The organism is Trinickia dinghuensis (assembly GCF_003367175.1).
Lineage (GTDB): Bacteria > Pseudomonadota > Gammaproteobacteria > Burkholderiales > Burkholderiaceae > Trinickia > Trinickia dinghuensis.
Genome location: NZ_QRGA01000004.1, coordinates 134,040 through 151,533 on the forward strand (window position 1 = coordinate 134,040; position 17,494 = coordinate 151,533).

A 17,494-nucleotide genomic window follows, 5' to 3' on the forward strand; every position below is an offset into this window, starting at 1 on the left:
GGAGCGGCGCCTTTGTCGCAATCGTCCGATTCCTTTCAAAACAATTAAAGCTCAGCCCGACTTCTGAGGGACTCATGGAAACGTTCGCTACCGAGACGGCGCAGCGGTCTAATGACCAATTGGCGCTGATCGCCGCCGCATTGAGCGCGCTTCGCAGGGGGGACATGTCGCACCGCCTGCCCGAGGATTGGACCGGCGAAGCCGGAAAGGTCGCCTCCGAATTCAATCTCTTGTCGTCGCAATCTGGGCGGGTGGTCCGCGAAGTCGGCAGAGTGTCGAGCCGCTTGGCCGGCGCCGCGGTGGCGTCCGGCGATCAAGCCATGAATAGCGACAGCCTCGCGGGTGGGTGGCTGGATGCCGCCGAAGGCGTGAATCGTTTGTTCGAATGTCTGAAGGATGCCAATGCTTGCTCGGGCGCCGTCCTGACCTCGCTCGCCGCGCTCCAGAAAGGCGAGGCCGCGCCGCTCCCGTCGAATTGGGAGGGTGTCCACGGCAAGGTGGCGCATACGTTCAATGAGGTGGTCGAACAGAACGTCCGGATGTCGGAAGAACTCGGCCGCTTGAGCCGGGTCGTCGGCAAGGAGGGGCGCCTGAAGGAGCGTGCCGCGCTCCCGTACGCGCGAGGCTTCTGGGGCCATTCGATCGATTCGGTGAACTCGCTGATCGCGGATCTCGTGCACCCGACCAGCGAGGTGGCGCGTGTGATCGGCGCGGTGGCGCAGGGCGACCTCTCGAAGAGCATGGCGCTCGAGGCGGACGGGCGCGCACTGCAGGGGGAATTTCTGCGGACGGCCAAGACCATCAACACGATGGTGGAGCAGCTCGGCACGTTCGCGGTCGAAGTCACGCGGGTGGCGCGCGAGGTCGGCACCGAAGGCAAGCTCGGCGGCCAGGCCGATGTGCAGGGCGTGGCCGGTACCTGGAAGGATCTGACCGACTCGGTCAATTCGATGGCCGGCAACCTGACGAGCCAGGTGCGCAATATCGCGGAAGTGACGAAGGCCGTCGCCGCGGGCGACCTCTCCAAAAAGATCACGGTGGACGTGAAGGGCGAAATTCTCGAACTGAAGAACACCATCAACACGATGGTCGATCAGTTGCGCTCGTTCGCATCGGAAGTCACGCGGGTGGCGCGCGAGGTGGGTACCGAGGGCAAGCTCGGCGGCCAGGCGGACGTGCAAGGCGTGGCCGGCACGTGGAAGGATCTGACCGACAACGTGAACTTCATGGCCGGCAATCTGACGAGCCAGGTGCGCAACATCGCGGAAGTGACGAAGGCCGTGGCGGCGGGTGACCTGTCGAAGAAGATTACGGTGGACGTGAAGGGGGAAATCCTCGAACTGAAGAACACCATCAATACGATGGTCGATCAGTTGCGCTCGTTCGCGTCGGAAGTCACGCGGGTGGCCAGAGAAGTGGGCACCGAAGGCAAACTGGGCGGCCAGGCCGACGTGCAGGGCGTGGCGGGAACATGGAAGGACCTGACGGACTCCGTGAACTCGATGGGCAGCAACTTGACTGCCCAGGTGCGCAACATCGCCGACGTGACGACGGCCGTGGCGGCGGGCGACCTGTCGAAGAAGATCACGGTGGACGTGAAGGGCGAGATTCTCGAACTGAAGAACACCATTAACACGATGGTCGACCAGTTGCGTTCGTTCGCATCGGAAGTGACGCGCGTTGCCCGTGAAGTGGGCACGGAAGGCAAGCTCGGCGGCCAAGCCGACGTGCAGGGCGTGGCGGGGACCTGGAAGGATTTGACGGACTCCGTGAACTCGATGGGCAGCAACTTGACCGCCCAGGTGCGCAACATCGCCGAAGTGACGACGGCCGTGGCGGCCGGCGACCTGTCGAAGAAGATCACGGTGGACGTGAAGGGCGAGATCCTCGAACTGAAGAACACCATCAACACGATGGTGGACCAGCTGAGTTCGTTCGCATCGGAAGTCACGCGGGTGGCCCGCGAGGTGGGTACCGAAGGCAAGCTCGGCGGCCAGGCCGAGGTGCAGGGCGTGGCGGGCACCTGGAAAGACCTGACGGACTCCGTGAACTCGATGGGCGGCAACTTGACCGCCCAGGTGCGCAACATCGCCGACGTGACGACGGCCGTGGCGGCGGGCGACCTGTCGAAGAAGATCACGGTGGACGTGAAGGGCGAGATCCTCGAACTGAAGAACACCATCAACACGATGGTCGATCAGTTGCGCTCGTTCGCGTCGGAAGTCACGCGGGTGGCCAGAGAAGTGGGCACTGAAGGCAAGCTCGGCGGCCAGGCCGACGTGCAGGGCGTGGCCGGCACGTGGAAGGATTTGACCGACAACGTGAACTTCATGGCGGGCAATCTCACGAGCCAGGTGCGCAATATCGCGGACGTGACGAAGGCCGTGGCCGCGGGCGATCTGTCGAAGAAGATCACGGTGGACGTGAAGGGCGAAATTCTCGAACTGAAGAACACCATCAATACGATGGTGGACCAGCTCGGGTCCTTTGCGTCGGAGGTGACGCGCGTGGCGCGCGAGGTCGGCACGGAAGGCCGGCTGGGCGGGCAAGCGGACGTGCAAGGCGTGGCCGGTACCTGGAAGGATCTGACCGACAACGTGAACTTCATGGCCGGCAATCTGACGAGCCAGGTGCGCAACATCGCGGACGTGACGAAGGCCGTGGCGGCCGGCGACCTGTCGAAGAAGATCACGGTGGACGTGAAGGGCGAAATCCTCGAACTGAAGAACACCATCAACACGATGGTCGACCAGTTGCGTTCGTTCGCATCGGAGGTGACGCGCGTGGCCCGCGAAGTGGGGACCGAGGGCAAGCTCGGAGGACAAGCCTATGTGCAGGGCGTGGCCGGCACGTGGAAGGATTTGACCGACAACGTGAACTTCATGGCGGGCAATCTCACGAGTCAGGTGCGAGGCATCGCGAAGGTCGTGACGGCGGTGGCGAACGGCGACCTGGCACGCAAACTGACGGTCGAGGCGAAAGGCGAGATCGCGGCGCTTGCCGATACCATCAACAGCATGACCGAGACGCTCGCGACCTTCGCCGATCAGGTAACGACGGTGGCGCGCGAAGTGGGCGTGGAAGGCAAGCTCGGCGGCCAGGCGAAGGTGCCGGGCGCGTCCGGCACCTGGAAGGGGCTCACCGAAAACGTGAACCAGCTCGCCGCAAATCTGACCACGCAGGTTCGTGCCATTGCCGAGGTGGCCACGGCGGTGACGCAGGGCGACTTGACGCGCTCGATCACAGTCGAAGCGCTGGGCGAGGTCGCCGCCCTGAAGGATACGATCAACGAGATGATCCGTAACCTGAAGGACACGACGCAGGTCAATACCGAACAGGACTGGCTCAAGACGAATTTGGCCAAGTTCAGCCGAATGCTGCAGGGGCAGAAGGATCTCGTCGCGGTCGGGCAGTTGATTCTTTCCGAACTCGCACCGGTGGTCGGCGTGCAGCAGGCCGAATTCTTCGTGCTGGACGCGTCGTCCGACGAAACCTTGCTGCGCTTGATGGCGAGCTACGCGTCGAGCGGGCATCTATCGCACGGCAAGGGCATTCAGCTGGGAGAGGGGCTCGTCGGTCAATGCGCGGTGGAGCGCCGCAAGATTCTGCTCGAGCCCTCCGGCATCGACGGATTCCGCATCACGTCGGGCCTCGTCACCATCGTGCCGCACAACGTGCTCGTGCTCCCCATCGTGTTCGAGGGGCAGGTCAAGGGCGTCATCGAACTCGCTTCGGCCGAGCGCTTCAATCCGATTCACCTCGCGTTCCTCGATCAACTGACGGAAAGTATCGGCATCGTCATCAATACGATCGAGGCCAATACCCGGACCGAGGACCTGCTCAAGCAGTCGCAATCGCTCGCGCACGAGTTGCAGAGCCGCCAGGAAGAGTTGCAGCAGACGAACGAGGAGCTACAGGAAAAAGCGCGGCTTCTCGCGCACCAGAACCAGGAAGTCGAGCGCAAGAACACGGAGGTCGAGCAGGCCCGCCAGGCGCTGGAGGAGAAGGCCAAGCAGCTTGCGCTGACGTCGAAGTACAAGTCGGAGTTTCTGGCGAACATGTCGCACGAGTTGCGCACGCCGCTCAACAGCCTGCTCATTCTCTCCGACCAGCTTTGCAAGAACACCGAGGGCAATCTCTCGTCGAAACAGATCGAATTTTCGCGGACGATTCATTCGTCGGGCAACGAACTCCTGATGCTGATCAACGACATCCTCGACCTGTCGAAGATCGAATCGGGCACGGTCGTCATGGACTTCGCCGAGCATCGTCTTGCCGATCTGACCTCCTATGCCGAGCGCAATTTCCGCCACGTCGCCGAGTCGCGCAGCGTCGACTTCGTGATCCACGTGGGAACGGCTTTGCCTGCGTCGATTCACACGGACATCAAGCGCCTGCAGCAGATTCTGAAGAACCTGCTGTCCAACGCGTTCAAGTTTACGCATCGCGGACACGTGACGCTGTCGATCGAAGAGGTGTTCGGGGGATGGACCGCGGATAACGACAGCCTCACCCGCGCACAGGACGTCGTCGCGTTCTCCGTATCGGATACGGGGATCGGAATTTCCGCGGACAAGCAGCAAATCATCTTCGAGGCATTCCAGCAGGCCGACGGCAGCACGAGCCGCAAGTACGGCGGCACGGGCCTTGGCCTCGCCATCAGCCGCGAACTGTCGAAGCTCCTCGGTGGCGAGATCAGGCTCGTCAGCTCCCCCAACAAGGGCAGCACCTTCACGCTGTATTTGCCGCTGTCGGCGGATACGGGGCGCGCGCCGCGCAAGCCGGCTGCCGTCGCGAGCGAAGACGTGGCGGTGGCGCTTCCCGCGCCCGATGCCGGAATGGGCAAGGACGCGAAGGGGCTGCAGGCGCAAGCGTTCGTGGATACCGTCGTCGACGAAGCGCGGCAACTGTTGGCGACGCCGGAAGACGACCGGCTCGACATCCTGCCGGGCGACCGCGTGCTGTTGATCGTCGAAAACGATCAAGCATTCGCGGGAGTCCTGCTCGATGCGGCGCGCGACCATGGCTTCAAGGCTTTGGCGAAGCCGCTCGGCGCCTCGGCGTTGACGCTCGCCGACCAATTCAAGCCGGACCTCGTCACCTTGGATCTGTTCCTGCCCGACATGGACGGCTGGCGTGTATTGGGCCGCCTCAAACACGACATGGCAACCCGGCATACGCCGGTTTGCGTGATTTCCACGGACGAGTCGCGCGAGCGTGCGCTGCGCGAGGGTGCGTTGGCGTTCCTGCCGAAACCGATTCAGTCGCGCGAAATATTGGACGACGCGCTGGATTCGCTGGCTCGCTATGCGGCAGCGTCGCCGCGAAAACTGCTGGTCGCGATGCCGGAGTCGCCGCAGCGCGACGAACTCCTTGCCTTGCTCTCGAGCGAGAAGATCTCGCCGGTCATCGTTTCGACCGGCGACGAGCTGGCGGGGGCGCTGACGGGCGATCATTCGGCCACGGTGGCCATCACGGAAGAGCTGTTCGAGCAGAGCCGGCCGCGCGTGGCGGCCGTTCTGGCGGAGTGCCCGTCGTTCGTGCCCGTCACGTTCGTCGTTCTTTCGTCGGGCAAGCATTCCGCGGGGATCGTCGAGCCGTCCGAGCGCTACCGCGTGCTGCGCGCCTCCGACCCGGCGCGCTTCTTCGATGCAACCGTGGCTTCGTTGCATTTCGACCACCGGTGGCTGCCGGCCGAGGGCCGCAAATTGATCGACGGCATTCATGGCTCCGGGGCCGGCTTGGCCAACCGGAAAGCGCTGATCGTCGACGACGACATGCGCAACATCTTCGCGCTGGCGACCGTACTCGAGGATCACGGGATCCGCCACGTCTGGGCGGACAACGGACGAGATGCGATCGCGCTGGTGGAGGCCGACGCGGAAATCGACATCGTTTTGATGGACATCATGATGCCGGAGATGGACGGGCTGACCACCATGCGGGAGATCCGCAAGCGTCCCATCGGACGAGCACTGCCGATCATCGCGGTCACGGCGAAGGCGATGAAGGGCGACCGGGAGCGCTGCATAGAAGCGGGCGCGTGGGATTATCTATCCAAACCCGTCAACCGCGACGACTTGCTCGCGGTGCTGCACGCTTGGCTGCATCGGTAGGAGCGCGCCTTGGAGAATGCTACAGGGCTCAAGCAGCCCGTCGATATCCTGGTGGTGGACGATCTGCCGCAGCAGCAGGTGGTGACGCGCACGGTCCTCGAGCAGCTGGGCGAGAACGTGATCATCGTCGGGTCCGGACGAGAAGCGCTGAAAGCCGTTCTCGAGCGAAGCTTCGCGGTCATTTTGCTCGACGTGAACATGCCGGGCATGGATGGCCTCGAAACGGCGTCGCTACTGCGCAACTATAAGAAAACGGCGACCACGCCCATCATTTTCGTGACGGCCTATGTCGACGAAGCGGAGATGAAGCGCGGCTATTCGCTGGGCGCCGTCGACTACATTTCCTCGCCGGTCATTCCCGAAATCCTGCGCTCGAAGGTGAAGGCGTTCGTCGAGATGCATCGCATGCACGAGGCGCTGCTCTCGCGGGCGGAGGAACGCGAGGCCTTTGCCCGTGCCGAGGAAGCCCGGGCCGCCGCGGAGCGTGCCCGGCAGCGAGCGGATTTTCTCGCCGCCGCGAGCCAGGTCCTCACGCGCTCGCTCGAAATCGACACGACGCTGGAGCGCATCGTCGAACTGGTCGCGGGCGAGTTCGCCGAGTTGGCGTTCGTGGCGGTCAGGCGGGTGGGCGAGTCGGGAAGCGAAATCGTCGCCCGGTCGGCGATGCGAGGCCCGCTCCCGGCGCCCGATTTCGCCGGATTTCGGCAGAACACGTTGGCGGTTTCCTTCCCCGACGCCAGCGATTATCTGAACCGGCTGCTCGACGACGGCACCCTCGATCACGCGCCGGGCGCAACGCATGTTCTGGAAACGATGGGAGCGGCCCATCGCTTCTCCGGCATCCGGCGTGTCAGCATATTTCCGTTGGTGACCGGCAGCCTGAGCGGCGCCGTGGTGCTTTGCACGACCGGTGCGGATGCGGCGACACCCGAACACAACACGCTGCTCAAGGAGTTCATGAGCCGCGCCGAGATCGCCGTCGAAAACGCACTGCTGTTCTCGGCGATCCGCGACGGCGACCGCAGGAAGAACGAGTTTCTCGCCATGCTGGCGCACGAGCTGCGCAACCCGCTCGCGCCCATTGCGAATGCGGCCGCCGTCATGCGCAGCGCGAAAGCGGACGACACGAAGGTGCTACGCTGGGCCAGCGAGATTGTCGGGACGCAGGTCGAGCACATGGTGCGCATCGTCGAGGATCTGCTCGATGCCTCGCGTATCGCAAGGGGAACGGTGACCTTGCGCAAAGCGCCGGTGCCGTTGTCGGTGATCGTCGGCCGAGCGGTCGAGACGAGCCGCCCGCACTTCATTCGCCGCGCGCAGACCTTGACCTGCGACGAGGGTGCGCCGGATGCGGTCGTCGAGGGCGATGTCGTCCGTCTTGCTCAAGTCGTGTCGAACCTGCTGAACAATGCATCGAAATTCACGCCCGACGGCGGGCATATCCGGCTCTCCACGCGCTTGGAAGAGGGATCCGCATCGATTACCGTCGCCGACGACGGGCAGGGCATCGACGAGCGCTTCGTGCCCCATGTCTTCGATCTGTTCGCGCAGGCCGATACCTCGCTGCACCGCTCGCTGGGCGGGCTCGGCATCGGCCTGACGCTCGTGCGGCATCTCACCGAACTGCACGGCGGATCGGTCAAATGCCGGAGCGACGGCGTCGGCCGAGGGGCGGAATTCGTGGTCCGTCTGCCCGCGACCGCGGGTTTGCAGAAGCTTCCGGCGCTTGCTCCGGTCGTGCATCTGAACCGGAAGGTGGCGACGCGCACACTCGTGGTCGACGATCTCGTGGCCTCGGCGGAAAGTCTCGACGCGCTCTTGACCCTGCATGGCTTCAGCGTCAAATGCGCCGCGGATGGACAATCCGCGCTGCGGATTGCCGGCGAGATGCTGCCGGACATCGTCGTGCTCGATATTGGATTGCCGGATATGAGCGGATACGACCTCGCCCGGCGTCTTCGGCGCGAAGGGCCGTGCGAGAGCGCGCTGATCATCGCCTTGAGCGGTTACGGGCAGGAGGAATACGTGCGCCATGCGGCCGATGCGGGCATCGACCACTACCTCGTCAAGCCCGCCGACGTCGAAACGCTCCTGGATCTGATGTCCGCGCATGAGGCGGCAAAGATTGGGAAGCGCGCGGAGCAATAGCCGTAGGTGTCGTGGCCCGAGGCTACCGGTCTGTTATGTTTAGGTTGCCGTATTCGCGCCGATGGAGAATCCAAGAGTGGAAAGACACCAAAGAGATCGAAAAGACCAGGAGAGGGGCATGAGGTCCTATTTCGCACTGTGTGCGGGAGCCGCCGCTGTCACGTTCGCACTTGTGTCGCAGGGCGTGGCTGCGGCGGATGCGGACTCCGTGCCGCCATCGTCGCTGGGTGCGACGATCGCCACGCAAGGGACCGCGAAAGGCATTCCCGCATGTGCGAGCTGTCATGGCGCGCACGGCGAGGGACAGCCGGCCTCCGGTTTTCCGAGGCTCGCCGGTCTCGGTGAAGCGTATTTCACGGCTCAACTGGCGGCGTTCGCGGACGGGAGCCGGCCAAGTCCCGTCATGCAGCCGTTCGCCAAAATGATGTCCTCCGGCGAAAGGGCCGCGGTGGCCGAGTACTTCAGCAGCCTGCCGCCGCCGGACGGCATTCGCAACAGCGATACGGCCGATCCCCTCACGTCCGACCTCGGTGCCTGGCTTGCGACACGCGGCCGATGGCAGCAGGGTCTGCCCGCGTGCGTGCAGTGTCACGGTTCTGGCGGGGCGGGTGTCGGCAGCGTGTTTCCGCCGCTTGCGGGGCAGCCTGCGTCCTATATCGAGGCGCAGCTTCACGCATGGAAAGACGGCAAGCGCGCGCCGGGGCCGATGGCGCTGATGCCGACCGTGGCCGGCAAGCTCTCCGACGCCGACATCGACGCCGTCGCAGCGTACTACGCTGAGCAAGCGCCGGCATCGAATGCGTCGAAGTAAGAGGGGAGAAGAGATGAGAAGAACATGCGGAAGCCGGGCCGTGTTCGTCGCGCTGATCGCGGGCGTGACGTGCGCATCGAATATCGTGTGGGCAGCGGACTCCGCCGCCGCGAGCGACGCCTCGGCAGCGCGGCGTTTCGAACCGCCGCCCGAGACCGCAATGCCGAGCGGAGACTTCGGCAAGTCGGTGAAGCTGGGCGAGCAGATCTTCATGCACACCCGCCAGTTCGCGGGCAAGTACGTCGGCAACTCGCTCAACTGCGCGAGTTGTCATCTGGATGCCGGACGCAAGGCGGATTCGAGCCCGCTCTGGGCGGCCTATATCTCATACCCCGCCTATCGCAGCAAGAACGGCCACGTGAATACGTTTGCCGAGCGGATGCAAGGCTGCTTTCGCTTCAGCATGAACGGCAAGGCGCCGCCGTTGGGCGACCCGGTGCTGGTTGCGTTGGAGGCCTACTCGTACTGGCTCGCGAAAGGCGCGCCGTTGGGCGAGAAGCTCGCGGGCCAAGGGTATCCGAAACTCGCGCCGCCCGCGCGGAAGGCCGATTACCGGCGTGGCGAGCAGGTGTACGCGCAGCACTGCGCGCTGTGCCATGGCGCGGACGGACAAGGGCAGAGCAGCGAGGGGAAAACGGTCTTCCCTCCGCTCTGGGGCGATCGATCGTTCAACTGGGGTGCCGGCATGCATGAAGTCCAGAATGCCGCCGGGTTCGTCAAGGCGAACATGCCGCTGGGTCTGGGCGGTACGCTCACCGATCAGCAAGCGTGGGACGTGGCGCTGTTCATGGATAGTCACGAGCGTCCGCAGGATCCCCGCTTCACAGGTTCGGTCCAGGAAACGCGGAAGAAGTATCACGACTCGCCGAATTCGATGTACGGCCAGACCGTGAACGGACACGTGCTCGGTAGCGCGAACAACCCGGGCAGCGAGTAGTCGCGGTCAGCCGCGGCTGCGATCGCCCCGAAACAGCTTGCGCTCGCGCGCAAGCTGTGCGTATAATTCGAGGCTCTGCTGTTCTAGTTTTCGCGTGAAGTCGTATATTGCGCGATTCGGTCGGTAGGCGGTTGTGAAGTGCTTTCGAAGGGCAGTGACTGAAAGAAAAAACTTCACAAATGCTAATCGACGAGTTAGAATAGCGTTCTTCGCTGTTGACGGAAGTTGAGCGGCGAAAGCGGTAGTGAAAAGATTTTGTCCCCTTCGTCTAGAGGCCTAGGACATCACCCTTTCACGGTGAGTACAGGGGTTCGAATCCCCTAGGGGACGCCAAACATCGGCGGTGCTTCGGAATCGAAGCGTCGCGGCCTGCGAAACGAGACTGACGTTCGCGGGTATGATGGGCAATCAAGGAGTGGTAGTTCAGTCGGTTAGAATACCGGCCTGTCACGCCGGGGGTCGCGGGTTCGAGTCCCGTCCACTCCGCCAGACAAAGCCCGTTCAGGTATCGCTTGAGCGGGCTTTTTCAATAAAAGTGTAAGCAGTAAAGTAGGTTGAGCAGTACCTGTTGTCCCCTTCGTCTAGAGGCCTAGGACATCACCCTTTCACGGTGAGTACAGGGGTTCGAATCCCCTAGGGGACGCCAAACATCGGCGGTGCTTCGGAATTGAAGCGCCGCGGCTTGCGGAAACAAACTGACGTCCGCGAGCGAAGATGCAAGATTGGAGTGGTAGTTCAGTTGGTTAGAATACCGGCCTGTCACGCCGGGGGTCGCGGGTTCGAGTCCCGTCCACTCCGCCAAATAAGAAGCCCGTTCGAATAAGATTCGAACGGGCTTTTTTCTCGCACGTTCCATACACGTTCCACACGCAAGAAATACCGGTGCACCGCGTCAGCATGGCCCAAGTCTTCGTACGAGACCGGACAATCCGCCATTGCAAGACGCCCGAGGCTGCCGTACTGTGATCACGGTTTCCTTCGTTCCGGCTACGATGTTCGATCCGACCGACGCGCCATTGCAATACGCGCCCTCGCCGTTTCAGCTGCGCGAGGCGTCGATGAGCGATTTCGCTTTCGCCGAAGCGCTTACGCGTACCAACATGGGCCGCTATTACGAGCGGCATCGATTGGCTTGGCGAGCCGATCTCTTTTTCGCGAGCTATCAGGAATCGGAGAACTTCATCCTCGAGGTCGACAACGAGCCGATCGGCTTGCTGCGGCTCACCGAGGAGGGCGATTCGCTGCATATCCGCGATGTCCAAATCGCAGCCGACCATCGCGGTCAAGGGGCGGGGACGTTCCTGCTCGAGATGTCGCTTCAATGGGCGCGCGAGCGCGGGCTGCGCGAACTGCAATTGCGCGTGTTCGTCGATAATCCTGCCGCGCGCTTGTACCTGCGGATGGGTTATCGAGTGGCGGGGCCGCGGCTCGCCCAACTGGGCGCCATCCGCCATATGACGCGGCGCGTTTGAATTCGACCGAGTGACCGACTAACCCGCTGACTCGCCGGCTCACGCCGCCGTCGGGTGCTGAGCGATCCGGTGGTGCGTGCGCAGGCGTCGATCACGTGTCTTCGGATGCGTCCAGCGTGCCGTCGAAATCGTCGTCGTCCGCCGCCGAGCCGCGCTCGGGCGCCTGTTCGCCGTCGCGCATCATGAAGGCGCGCGGGCTTTCGCCGAACGCGCGCCGGAACATCGCCGAAAACGCGCTCTGACTCTGGTAGCCGAGTTCATGCGCGATCTGCGAGAGCGCGCGGCCTCGGTTCAGCAGCGGAATCGCGCGAGCCAGCACGGCTTGCTGCCGCCATTGCGAAAAGCTCATGCCGAGTTCTTGGCGAAACAGCCGCGCGATCGTGCGTGTACTCGCGCCGACGCTGGCAGCCCAGTATTCGAGCGGGTCGGTGTTGCCGGGATCGGCCAGCAGCGCTTCACACAGCGCGCGCAGACGCTTCTCGGTCGGCATCGGCACCGACAGCGGCAGCGGTTCCGAACGCGTGATCTCATCGAGCGCGAGCGTGCCGAGCAGGCGCTCGCGGCCCGCGTCCAAGCCCTCGGCGCCGAGCGCGGCGATGACTTCGCGCAACAACCCCGATACGTCGACGACACGGCACGCATCGAGCCCCGCCGGGATGACGGACTCATCGATATAGAGCGTGCGCAGATACGCTTGCTCGACGATGACGACCTCATGCGGCACGCGCGGCGGCACCCAGATCGCCCGCGAGGGCGGGACCATCCACGTGCTGTCCTCGATAGCGAGACGCATGACGCCGCGCGAGGCGTAGGCGAGCTGTGCCCACGCATGCATATGCATCGCGATGCGTTCGCCGGCCGGCATCGGGCGGGCGCGCACGCGGATCGGATGCGCGGGCGTGGGCGCGACCGACGGCGGGATGTCGAGCAAGTGCACGCGGGCGGTCGCCGGTGCAGCGGTTTCGTTCGTGCTCAAGGCGAAGAGCCGTTGGTGAAATGAAAGCCTATGCGCATGGGAAGCGACTGTGACGAGTATTGTATGTGCGCCGGTCCTATTCGACATGCATAATGCGCTAGCCGAGACTGAGCGGGGCTACGTCAACCACCGCAACATGGTCGGCGCCGAACGTTCGCCGGCGAAGTCCCCAAGCATCGAACCGAGTCATGCTGCCGGCGGCGTACAAACCCACACAACAAAGGACGAGGGCAAATGCGATACGTATTCGTGTACGGCACGCTGCGAGCAGGTGAAATCAACGATATCGGGCTGGCTGCCGCGCGCCATGGCGTCAAGGCGCCGCGGCTGGTCGGCCGGGCAGCGGTCGTCGGGCGGTTGTACGACTTGGGGGATTATCCGGGGCTCGTGCGCGACGAGGCGGCGGGACCGGTGCGGGGCGATGTCTATGAGATCGACGAGGCGCTGGTGCCCGTGCTCGACGACATCGAAGGCGTGGAGCCGGGCGTCGACACGCTGTTCAAATCGCGTGAGATCACGGTTGCCGTGGCGGGCCGCGAACTCCCGTGCTTCTTCTATCCTGTGGACGAGGTGTCGGCAGGCGGGCGCGCGCGCATCGAGGCCGGCGATTGGATCAGTTATCGCCTCGCGCGCGACTCGGTCGGTGCGCTGAAATACGGCCGCTGAGCGATCCCCAAGCGACGCCCGAAGACTCCCGAAGACGAAAACGAAAATGCCGTGCCGCGTGCGATTTGCACATCGGCACGGCAGCGCAAGCGGCGGTCAGGCTCCATGCCCAGCCGCCGTTTTTCCATCTGCTTAGACTTCCTCGTACAGCGGCAGCGTCAGGAACTCGGTGAACGTTTCCGACGTCGACATCTGCTCGAAGATCGAGCCGGCGCGATCGTACGATGCGGTCTCGCCGCCAACCGATTCCTTGATCTTCGGCAGCTCTTCGGCGATCAGCGCGCGCACGAGATCCGCCGTCACCTTGCGGCCGTCCTCGAGCTTGCCCTTCGGCGAGCGCAGCCACTGCCACACTTGCGAGCGTGAAATCTCGGCCGTCGCGGCGTCTTCCATCAGATTGTGGATCGGCACGCAGCCGTTGCCGGCGAGCCACGATCCGAGGTAGTGGATGCCGACGTTGATGTTGTTGCGCAGGCCGGCTTCGGTGATCGGCGCTTCGGGGCGGAAGTCGAGCAGGTCCTTCGCCGTGACTTGCACGTCTTCGCGCTGCTTGGCGATTTGATTCGGCGCGTCGCCGAGCACGGCGACGAACTCCTCCATCGCGAGCGGCACGAGACCCGGGTGAGCCACCCAGCCGCCGTCGTAGCCGTCGGTCGCATCGCGCTTCTTGTCCGAACGCACGCCGCCCATCGCTTTCTCGTTCGCGGCCGCATCGCTCTTGATCGGAATCAGCGCGCTCATGCCACCGATGGCCGGTGCATTGCGCTTATGACATGTCTTGAGCAAGTGCAGCGCGTAAGCCCGCATGAACGGAACGGTCATCGTGATCTGCGAGCGGTCGGCCAGGCAGAAGTCCTTGTCGTTCTTGAACTTCTTGATCGCCGAGAAGATGTAGTCCCAACGGCCGGCGTTCAGGCCCGCGCTGTGTTCGCGCAATTCGTACAGGATTTCATCCATCTCGAACGCCGCAAGAATCGTCTCGATCAGCACCGTCGCGCGAATCGTCCCGCGCGGCAGGCCGACGGCCTCTTGCGCCGCCAGGAAGATGTCGTTCCACAGGCGGGCTTCGAGGTGGCTCTCCATCTTCGGCAGATAGAAGTAGGGGCCGCTGCCGCGCGCGATCAACTCCTTCGCGTTGTGGAACAGGAACAGCGCGAAATCGAAGATGCCGCCCGAGACGCGCTGGCCGTCCACGGTCACGTGCTTTTCCTCGAGGTGCCAGCCGCGGGGGCGCACCACGAGCGTCGCGGTCTTCTCGTTCAGTTTGTACGTCTTGCCGTTCTGCTCGAGCGAGATCGTCCGGCGCACGGCGTCCTTCAGGTTCAACTGGCCCGTGATCTGGTTGAACCAGTTGGGCGTGTTCGAATCCTCGAAGTCGGTCATGTACGAGTCCGCGCCCGAGTTCAGCGCGTTGATGATCATCTTGCGCTCGACGGGGCCCGTGATTTCGACGCGGCGGCATTCGAGGTCTTTCGGCAGCGGCGCGATCTTCCAATCGCCTTCGCGCACGGCCTTCGTCTGCGCGAGGAAATCGGGGCGCTCGCCGGCGTCGAGCCGCCGCGTGCGCTCGGCACGTGCTTGCAGCAGCTCGCGGCGGCGCGCTTCGAACGTACGGTGCAGGTCGGCGACGAGTTTCAACGCCTCGGGCGTGAGGATCGTCTCGAAGCCCGGCTCGATTTCACCGGTGATTTGCATACCTTGGGGCAACGACAGCGTGTTCGCCATGGAAAGTCTCCTTTGGTCGGTCAAATGGCAATAGCAATAGCAATTGCAACGGTTAGGGCGATGTCTTCGCGCGTTCGGGCTGTGGCGGGCGAATCCATGCGCATCAATCCTTCTCGGTCAGCGCGAGCGTCTTCACGAAGTCGACAAGGTCGGACATGCTCGTGCCGATGCCGCGCGGCTTCGATTCCAGCTCTTCGAGCGGCGCCCCCGCTCGATTGATCCAAAACGTCGTGTAGCCGAACCAGCCGGCGCCGGCCACGTCCCAGCCGTTCGACGAGACGAAGACGATTTCCCGCGCACTGGCGTCGAACGCGCGCGTACCGAGCGCGTAGGCCGAAGGGGCCGGTTTGTAGGCCCGGGCCGCGTGCACGGACAACACGTGATCGAATAGGTCGGCGATGCCGGCGCTCTTCACCGCGATATCGAGCATGCCGGGATTGCCGTTCGAGAGAATGCCGAGGCCGAGCGAGCGGCCGCTCGGCGCGGCGCCGTATTCGCGCAGTGCGCGCAAGGCCGGTGCCGTATCGGGAAAGGCCGACAGGCATGCGTACTGATCCATCAAGCGCTTTTCGCCGGCCGCGTCGAGCGGCAGGCGCAGACGGCGCGCGGCATGTCGCAGCGCGTCGAGCGTCACGTCCCAGAACGGCTTGTAGTGCGAGCCGTTCTGATCGGCCAGCGTGCGCAATTGCGAGTATTCGATTTGTTTTAGCCGCCATAGCTGCGAGAGGGCGTCGCCTTGTCCGGGGAACAGCTGCTCGGCCGCCGCCACCACCGAGTGCACGTCGAACAACGTGCCGTAAGCGTCGAACAGCACGGCTTTCGGGAAACGTCGCATTGAAGACGAGGACGAGGTTGTGGTCATGGCCCAGCACTCCTGTACTTAAGGTCAGGAAGGTATTCTATTTGTGACTTGGACGTAGAAAAAGTCCGCAGGCGTCACTTTATCTTTGACTTTTTGATACATAATCAACCGATCGATCGTTTTTGGAAGGGCTGTTTCTTCATGTCGCGCTTCAAACAAATCGAAACGTTCGTGGCCGTGGCCGCGAAAGGCAGTCTTTCGGCTGCCGCCCAGGCGGAGGGCGTCGCGCCGGCCGTGATCGGCCGCCGGCTGGACGCGCTCGAGGAGCGGCTCGGCGTGAAGCTGCTCGTGCGCACGACGCGCAAGCTCACGCTGACGTTCGAGGGCTCCGCGTTTCTGGAGGACTGCCAGCGCATCGTGAACGACATGCAGAACGCCGAGGCCAGCGTGTCGGCCGGCGGGGTCAAGGCGAGCGGACACGTCCGGATCTCGGCGCCGGCCGGTTTCGGGCGCAAGCACGTGGCGCCCGTGATTCCCGAGTTCGCGTTGGCCCACCCCGAGGTGTCGATCGCACTCGATTTGTCCGACCGCATGGTCGATCTCGTGAACGAGGGGTTCGACTGCGCCGTGCGCTTCGGCGAGCTGCCCGATTCGTCGCTCGTTTCGCTGCGCCTGGCCGAGAATCGCCGTGTGTGCGTAGCCGCGCCTGCGTATCTGGCGCGGCAGGGCACGCCGCAATCGCTCGCGGATCTCGCGCACCATAACTGCCTCGCGCTCGCCGCGGGCGTGAATCAGCAGCGCGGCTGGACGTTCGCGCAGGACGGCAAGACCGTCTCGATCAAAGTGTCGGGGACGCTCGAGTGTTCGGACGGGGCCGTCTTGCACGAGTGGTGCCTGGCGGGACACGGTCTGGCTTGGCGTTCTTCGTGGGAAGCGGGGGAGGACATCGCGGCGGGCCGGCTCGTGACGGTGCTCGATGCGTTTGCCGCACCGCCGATCGGCATTCATGCCGTGTTCCCGCAACGCAGGCATCTGCCGTTGCGAGTGCGCTTGTTTCTCGATTTCCTCAAACATACCTATGAGCGTCCCGGGTACTGGCGATAGGAATAGCGATAGCAATGGCGGTAACGGTGGCGATAGCAATCGCAATCCGCCGCAATCCTTCGCAATCGCACCTCGTCACGACGCTTAGCGCGCCGGGCGCGCGGGTTTCCGATATGCGGAGTCACCCGAGGCGCGCCTGCCGGGCGATCGGCGCGGCACTACAATCGACTTGAACTTGCTCGCGCCGCGGGGCGCGATCGACAAGGGAGGCCACATGTTCAAGCACATCCTGGTCCCGACCGACGGCTCCGATCTGTCGCAAAAGGCGATCGACGGCGCGATCGATCTCGCGCGGTCCGTCGGGGCCCGCATCACCGCTTACGCCTGCTTGCCGCAGTATCCGTACTCGCCGTTTTCGGAAATCATCGTCGAGCAGCCCGACGATTTTCAGCAGCGCAGCGAGCGCGAGGCCCGCGAACACTTGGGCGAGGTGGAAGCGGCCGCGCGCCGTGCCGGCGTGAGCTGCACGAGCCAAACGAGCGTGCATCCGTCGCCCTACCTCGGCATCATCGAAGCCGCGGAGAGCGGCGGGTGCGACGTCATCTTCATGGCGTCGCATGGGCGCAGAGGGCTCGGCAGCCTGCTGATCGGCAGCGAAACGCAGCGCGTCCTCACGCATACGAAAATTCCGGTGATCGTTTATCGCTGAACGGACGGTGGCGGCCGCGTCGGGCTGAGGCGGCTCGATCGGCCGGCACGGCAGGCACGGCTTAGGCGGTGCGATGGGCATGGCCGGT

Annotated in this window: 11 protein-coding genes and 4 tRNA genes; 12 read left to right on the top strand and 3 right to left on the bottom strand. The window is 63.9% G+C overall.

Annotated features, from left to right (window positions below):
- Positions 1-74: 74 nt before the first annotated feature.
- The 9 genes from DWV00_RS07640 (at position 75) to DWV00_RS07680 (ending at position 11,484) form a co-directional block, all read left to right on the top strand.
- Positions 75-6,116, top strand: a complete 6,042-nt coding sequence (locus DWV00_RS07640) for a hybrid sensor histidine kinase/response regulator (protein WP_220274667.1) — start codon at positions 75-77, stop codon at positions 6,114-6,116.
- A 9-nt stretch (positions 6,117-6,125) separates the two neighbouring features.
- Entirely contained in the window at positions 6,126-8,264 is a 2,139-nt protein-coding gene (locus DWV00_RS07645; protein ID WP_115532972.1) for an ATP-binding response regulator, read from the top strand.
- 118 nt (positions 8,265-8,382) lie between these two features.
- Entirely contained in the window at positions 8,383-9,075 is a 693-nt protein-coding gene (locus DWV00_RS07650) for a c-type cytochrome (RefSeq protein ID WP_115532973.1), read from the top strand.
- Positions 9,076-9,088: 13 nt separating this feature from the next.
- A complete protein-coding gene (locus DWV00_RS07655; protein WP_115532974.1) occupies positions 9,089-10,012 on the top strand; it encodes a c-type cytochrome in 924 nt (307 codons plus the stop codon).
- Between the two features lie 257 nt (positions 10,013-10,269).
- Positions 10,270-10,345 (top strand) — tRNA-Glu (locus DWV00_RS07660).
- A 79-nt stretch (positions 10,346-10,424) separates the two neighbouring features.
- Positions 10,425-10,501 (top strand) — tRNA-Asp (locus DWV00_RS07665).
- 81 nt (positions 10,502-10,582) lie between these two features.
- Positions 10,583-10,658 (top strand) — tRNA-Glu (locus DWV00_RS07670).
- 78 nt (positions 10,659-10,736) lie between these two features.
- A tRNA-Asp gene (locus DWV00_RS07675) sits at positions 10,737-10,813 on the top strand.
- Positions 10,814-11,004: 191 nt separating this feature from the next.
- Positions 11,005-11,484: a GNAT family N-acetyltransferase gene (locus DWV00_RS07680; protein WP_115533063.1), complete on the top strand. Its 480-nt coding sequence runs from the start codon at positions 11,005-11,007 to the stop codon at positions 11,482-11,484.
- A 91-nt stretch (positions 11,485-11,575) separates the two neighbouring features.
- On the opposite strand, the gene DWV00_RS07685 is transcribed toward DWV00_RS07680, so the two are convergent.
- The gene (locus DWV00_RS07685) at positions 11,576-12,460 is read right to left on the bottom strand and encodes an AraC family transcriptional regulator (protein WP_245964771.1); all 885 of its coding nucleotides are present in this window, start codon (positions 12,458-12,460) and stop codon (positions 11,576-11,578) included.
- 234 nt (positions 12,461-12,694) lie between these two features.
- On the opposite strand from DWV00_RS07685, the gene DWV00_RS07690 reads away from it, so the two are divergent.
- The gene (locus DWV00_RS07690; RefSeq protein WP_115532976.1) at positions 12,695-13,126 is read left to right on the top strand and encodes a gamma-glutamylcyclotransferase family protein; all 432 of its coding nucleotides are present in this window, start codon (positions 12,695-12,697) and stop codon (positions 13,124-13,126) included.
- Positions 13,127-13,258: 132 nt separating this feature from the next.
- Here DWV00_RS07690 and aceB read toward each other — a convergent pair whose 3' ends face one another.
- Together aceB and DWV00_RS07700 are read right to left on the bottom strand one after the other, a co-directional pair.
- Positions 13,259-14,851: a malate synthase A gene (gene aceB / locus DWV00_RS07695; protein ID WP_115532977.1), complete on the bottom strand. Its 1,593-nt coding sequence runs from the start codon at positions 14,849-14,851 to the stop codon at positions 13,259-13,261.
- Positions 14,852-14,954: 103 nt separating this feature from the next.
- Entirely contained in the window at positions 14,955-15,713 is a 759-nt protein-coding gene (locus tag DWV00_RS07700) for a haloacid dehalogenase type II (protein WP_115532978.1), read from the bottom strand.
- Positions 15,714-15,854: 141 nt separating this feature from the next.
- Between DWV00_RS07700 and DWV00_RS07705 the strand changes: the two genes are divergently transcribed.
- Together DWV00_RS07705 and DWV00_RS07710 are read left to right on the top strand one after the other, a co-directional pair.
- Entirely contained in the window at positions 15,855-16,757 is a 903-nt protein-coding gene (locus DWV00_RS07705) for a LysR family transcriptional regulator (RefSeq protein WP_115532979.1), read from the top strand.
- Positions 16,758-16,971: 214 nt separating this feature from the next.
- Positions 16,972-17,406, top strand: coding sequence for a universal stress protein (locus tag DWV00_RS07710; RefSeq protein WP_115533064.1), 435 nt, complete (start codon positions 16,972-16,974; stop codon positions 17,404-17,406).
- Positions 17,407-17,494 lie beyond the last annotated feature (88 nt).